This is a genomic window from Kitasatospora sp. NPDC059747, from assembly GCF_042732955.1.
Taxonomy (GTDB): Bacteria; Actinomycetota; Actinomycetes; order Streptomycetales; family Streptomycetaceae; genus Kitasatospora.
On record NZ_JBHWGV010000005.1, the window covers coordinates 72,323 to 76,871 of the forward strand.

Annotated in this window: 4 protein-coding genes; 2 read left to right on the forward strand and 2 right to left on the reverse strand. The window is 75.8% G+C overall.

Translation table 11 applies throughout. From position 1 onward, the window contains the following. Nucleotides 1-137: 137 nt before the first annotated feature. Together ACFV4G_RS03825 and ACFV4G_RS03830 are read right to left on the reverse strand one after the other, a co-directional pair. Entirely contained in the window at nucleotides 138-2,084 is a 1,947-nt protein-coding gene (locus tag ACFV4G_RS03825; protein ID WP_380436112.1) for an ABC transporter permease, read from the reverse strand. 6 nt (nucleotides 2,085-2,090) lie between these two features. Continuing rightward, nucleotides 2,091-2,759: a hypothetical protein gene (locus ACFV4G_RS03830; RefSeq protein ID WP_380436114.1), complete on the reverse strand. Its 669-nt coding sequence runs from the start codon at nucleotides 2,757-2,759 to the stop codon at nucleotides 2,091-2,093. Nucleotides 2,760-2,940: 181 nt separating this feature from the next. Between ACFV4G_RS03830 and ACFV4G_RS03835 the strand changes: the two genes are divergently transcribed. Then, a complete protein-coding gene (locus ACFV4G_RS03835) occupies nucleotides 2,941-3,552 on the forward strand; it encodes a hypothetical protein (RefSeq protein ID WP_380436116.1) in 612 nt (203 codons plus the stop codon). Further along, the gene (locus ACFV4G_RS03840; protein ID WP_380436118.1) at nucleotides 3,543-4,475 is read left to right on the forward strand and encodes an ABC transporter substrate-binding protein; all 933 of its coding nucleotides are present in this window, start codon (nucleotides 3,543-3,545) and stop codon (nucleotides 4,473-4,475) included. The genes ACFV4G_RS03835 and ACFV4G_RS03840 overlap by 10 nt, the downstream gene beginning before the upstream one ends. Nucleotides 4,476-4,549: the final 74 nt, after the last annotated feature.

Here is a 4,549-nt window from a genome sequence, read left to right on the forward strand (position 1 = left end):
TGTGCGCGCCCGCCCGCGCCGCCACACAGAAAATATAACACCACAACTAAATTACTAATATTTGTTTCCGAGCGCACACCCCGCTGTCTCCTGTGAAGCCTCGCTCGCGGCCCGCCTGCACACCGCCGTGCCCGCGCTCACCGCTCCTCCTCCCGCGCGATCCGCCCCGCGATCGTCGCCCGCACCCGCCGGCCTGCCGGGGTGAGGCGCCCGGGCGGCAGTGGTGGCGGCGCCTGCGCGGACCTGCGGCCGGGCAGGGCCGCCAGCCCGCCGGGGAGCCGTCCGATGGCGGCGGCGAGGACGCCCACCGCCACCGCCGAGACGCCCGCGACCGTGCCCGCGTCGAGGCCGATCAGCAGGGCGGCGGCCAGGACGGCCCCCAGCGCGCTGTCCGCCCCCGCGACCACCACCGCCGCGAACCACAGCAGCCCACGCACCGGGTCGAACGACGCCGCGTCGAAGGCCCGCCCCGCGAGCCCCATCAGCCCGCCGCCCAGTGCCGCGAGCGCCGCGCCCGCCACGAAGGCGAGCAGCTTCAGCCCGGGCACGTCCACGCCCGCCGCGACGGCGCCGGCCTCGTGGTCGCGCATCGCGGTCAGCGCCCGCCCGAGGCGCCCCCGGTGGAGGCCGCGCACGACCGCCGCCCCGAGCCCCAGCAGCAGGAGCTCGGCGACGTAGAAGGCGCGGTCCCCGGCCAGGAAGGACGGCCGGTCGAGGGTGAGCCCGGTGGTCGCGTACGGCTGCTGGAAGACGAACCGGCTCATCGCCGTCCCGACCGCGAACGTGACCAGCGCGAGCGCCAGCCCGCGCCGCCGGATCGCCGGCCAGCCGGTGAGCAGCCCGAGCGGCGCGGTCGCGAGCACGGCGAGCAGCAGCGCGGGCGCGGCCGGCAGCGGCGGGAGCCCGGGCACCCGGCCCGACATCAGCAGCGCCGTCCCGAGCGCGCCCATCCCCGCGTACCCCGCCTGGCCGAGCGAGATCTGCCCGCCGTACCCGGTGACGACGACGATCGACAGCAGCACGAGGGCGAGCGCCGGTACGAGCAGCGCGCTGCGCAGGTCGTTGCCCCGGAAACCGAGCGGCAGCAGGAGGAGCACGAGGCACACCGCCGCCGCAGCACCGCGCCCGCCATCCGCGGCCCCGGGCCCCGAGAACGCGGGAGAGCCGGCCCGTTCGCCGGAGATGCGCGGTCCGGCGAGCAGCGCGGTGGCGAGCAGGGCGATTACGAACAGGTTCGACTGCACCGCCTCCACCAGCGGCAGCAACTGCCCCGCCGGGCGCAGCCGGGTGAGCTCGGCCTGGGCGACGCCGAGGCCGAGCCCGGTGGCGACGGCGACCGGGATGCTGCGCAGCCGGGCCGCGACGGCGACCGCCATGGTCTCCATGACCAGCAGCGGCAGCCCGTACGGGTCGAGCAACAGGTACGGCGCGAGGGCGATGCCGACCAGTCCGGCGGTGAACGAGCCGAACGCCCACCCGGCGGCCGAGACCCGGTCGGCGTCCACCCCTGCGAGGCCGGCGAGGCGGCGGTCGTCGACGACGGCGCGCAGGTGCAGGCCGAAGCGGGTCCAGCGGGTGGTGGCGGCGACGGCGAGCGCGAGCACGAGGATCGCGGCGAGCTGGGCGACGGTGTCGGGCCGCAGCGCGTGCCCGCCGGGCAGCCGGATCGGCGCGCCGCCGAACGGCGAGGGTGCCCCGGCCAGCGGCGCGGCGCCCCACAGCAGCACGACGGCGCCGATGAGCAGCACGAACACGCCGAGCCCGGCGACCATCGTGTCGGCCGGTCCGGCGCCGCGCCGTTGCAGGGGGCGGTAGACGAGGACGTCCAGCAGCACGCCGAGCGCGGGGGCGACGAGCAGCAGGCAGAACGCGACGGCGGGCCACACCGGCCAGTGCCGCACCACGACGAGGTCGCGCAGCAGGTAGGCGACGGCCATTGCCTGCGCGCCCTGCGCGATGTTGAGCACGCCGGTGGCGCGGTGGCACACCACCAGGCCGATGCCGCTGAGCGCGGCGGCGCTGCCGACGGTGAGCCCGGCGAGGGCGAGGTCGACGGTGAGGCCGAGCGAGCCGGAGGCGGCCATCGGGGCTCAGCCGGCGGGCGGGGCGGACTCGCCCGGACGGGTGGTGGCGGCGGGGCCGTCGGGTGCCCCGGGGTCCTCGTCCGGCGTGGTGGGCGGCTCGCAGACCGGGCAGGCCGTCAGGCCCCGGGTCCGGACGGTCTCCGGGTCCACCCGCACGGCCGTGTCCTTCCCGGCGACGAGGGGACAGTCCGGCCGGTGGTAGTGCGTGCCGCCGGGCACGGCGAGCCACCCGCAGCTCTCGGACTCCGGGGAGAACGACGGTTCCCCGGCAGCCCTCGGCTCGTCCGGCTCATCCGGCTCATCCGGCTCATCCGGATCGTTCGGCCCGTCCGGCTCGACCAGGAGCGCGTACAGCCGCTCCACCCGGAGATCGGTCGGGTCGCCGCGCCCGGACGGGGGCGGCGGCCGCAGCGCGACCAGCACGGCGCCCGCCACGATCAGCGCCGCGCCGGGGATCGTGGACGACGCCAGGTAGGGGATCTGCTGCTCGGCGAAGCGCTCGCCGGACACCCCGTACCAGCCCAGTACGCACAGCACCGCCCCGGCCGCGACGAGCAGCCACCCGGCCCACTCGCGCGTGCCCCGCAGGGCCCGCGGCCGACGGGCGCCGCGCCGGACGGGGGACTCCCGCGCGGCGTTCCGGGCGGTTCGTCCGCCGGATTGCGATTCGTCCATCGATCCGCCTTCATGGTGTCACTTGCGACGTTTCCAGGATCGGCCTGGAACGGCATCCGGGAGACCACCGGATCGAACCCACCGGATCGACCCCCCCAAGGTCGAATCCGCGAGGTCGAACCCGCGAGATCGAACCCCCGCGAGGTCGAACCCGCGAGGGAACACCCGAAAGGGAATAGCAATGCCTGTGACGGAGAGCGGCAAGCCCAGGGTCCTGCGGACGGCGGCGAGCGCGCTGCTCGCGCTGCTGCTGGCCGGATCGGTGGCCGCGTGCAGCAGCAGCAAGTCCGGTTCGTCGGCGGCGTCCTCGGTGAAGTCGGCGGCGTCGGCGGCCGTTTCCTCGGCGTCGGCGGCCATCTCGTCGGCGGTGGCCGGTGCCGGTTCCGCCGCTTCGCCCGGCGCCTCCGCGAGCGGCACCGCGCCCGCCGACCCGGCCGCCGCGAAGGCCGAGGTCACCGCCAACTGGGAGAAGTTCTTCGACCCGGCCACCCCCATCGCCGACAAGGCCAGGCTGCTCCAGAACGGTGACGTGCTGCTCCCCGTCCTCCAGGGCTTCTCCCAGGACCCGCGGGTCGGCCAGGTGCAGGCCAAGGTGTCCGACGTGACGTTCACCGACGCCACGGACGCCACCGTCACCTACGCGCTCTCCCTGCAGGGCACCGTCGTCGAGCCGAGCGCCTCCGGCCAGGCCGTCCTCGACAACGGCACCTGGAAGGTCGGCCGCGCCACGCTCTGCGGCCTCCTCACCCAGGCCGCCGGCGCCAGCGGCACCCCGATCCCCGGATGCGGCTGACGGCCGCCGCCCCCCGCCGGGTGCCCGCCGTCCTGCTGGCCCTGCTCCTGCTGCTGACGGCCTGCGGCACCCGGCTCCCGGACGGCGCGTTCACCGGCCGCCCCACCCCCGCAGGCCCGGGGTCCGGTCCCGGCTCCGCGTCCGGCGCCAACCCGGCCTCGGACACCGGTGTCACCGCCGGCGAGATCCGGATCGGCATCGTCACGTCGCTGACCAGCCCGGTCGGCAGCGACGTGTTCATCGGCCCGCGCTACGGCGCTCAGGCCTTCTTCCAGGCCCTCAACGACCGCGGCGGCCTGCACGGGCGCACCGTCCGCCTCGTCACGTGCGACGACGCCGGCAGCGGCATCGGCAACCAGGACTGCGTCCACCGCCTGGTCGACCAGGCCCACGTCTTCGCCTTCGCGAGCGGCAGCGTCCTCGACTACGCGGGCGCGCCGTACGTCAGCGGCAAGGCCGTGCCGGACGTCGGCGGGCAGCCGATCGGCACCGCCTACGACCGCTGGCCGCACCTGTACGGCATCTACGGCAGCGCGGCCCCGCGCGACGGGCGGTCGGTGGGCTGGAACGGGACGCTCTACCAGAGCACCGAGGTGTTCCGTTTCTTCAAGGAGCGCCTGGGTGCGGCCAGCGCCGCCGTCGTCGCCTACAACCAGGCCGACTCGGCCCGCTACGCCGCCCAGCTGAAGGCCGGGCTGGAGGCGGAGGGCTACCGGGTGCTGCTCCAGACGGTGGACTTCGCGCTGCCCGACTTCCAGGCGGTCGCCGCCGCCGTCCGCGCCGACGGCTCGCAGCTCCTCTTCGACGCCATGGACACCCGCGGCAACGCGGCCCTGTGCCGCGCCCTGGACGAGGCCGGGGCGCGGGTGACGGCGAAGGTGACCAACGTGCAGAACTGGTCGGAGTCGGTGGGCAGGGGGTAGCAGTGCTGCAGCGGGTGGCGCTACGCGCTCGGGGGGTCGACGTCCACCCCCGACACAGCTGACAGGCGCTACAC

What these genes read in the sequence shown, in the direction of transcription:
- ACFV4G_RS03825 (WP_380436112.1), bottom strand. Translation starts at nt 2,084, where the DNA reads ATGGCCGCCTCCGGCTCGCTCGGCCTCACCGTCGACCTCGCCCTCGCC.
- ACFV4G_RS03830 (WP_380436114.1), bottom strand. Translation starts at nt 2,759, where the DNA reads ATGGACGAATCGCAATCCGGCGGACGAACCGCCCGGAACGCCGCGCGG.
- ACFV4G_RS03835 (WP_380436116.1), top strand. Translation starts at nt 2,941, where the DNA reads ATGCCTGTGACGGAGAGCGGCAAGCCCAGGGTCCTGCGGACGGCGGCG.
- ACFV4G_RS03840 (WP_380436118.1), top strand. Translation starts at nt 3,543, where the DNA reads ATGCGGCTGACGGCCGCCGCCCCCCGCCGGGTGCCCGCCGTCCTGCTG.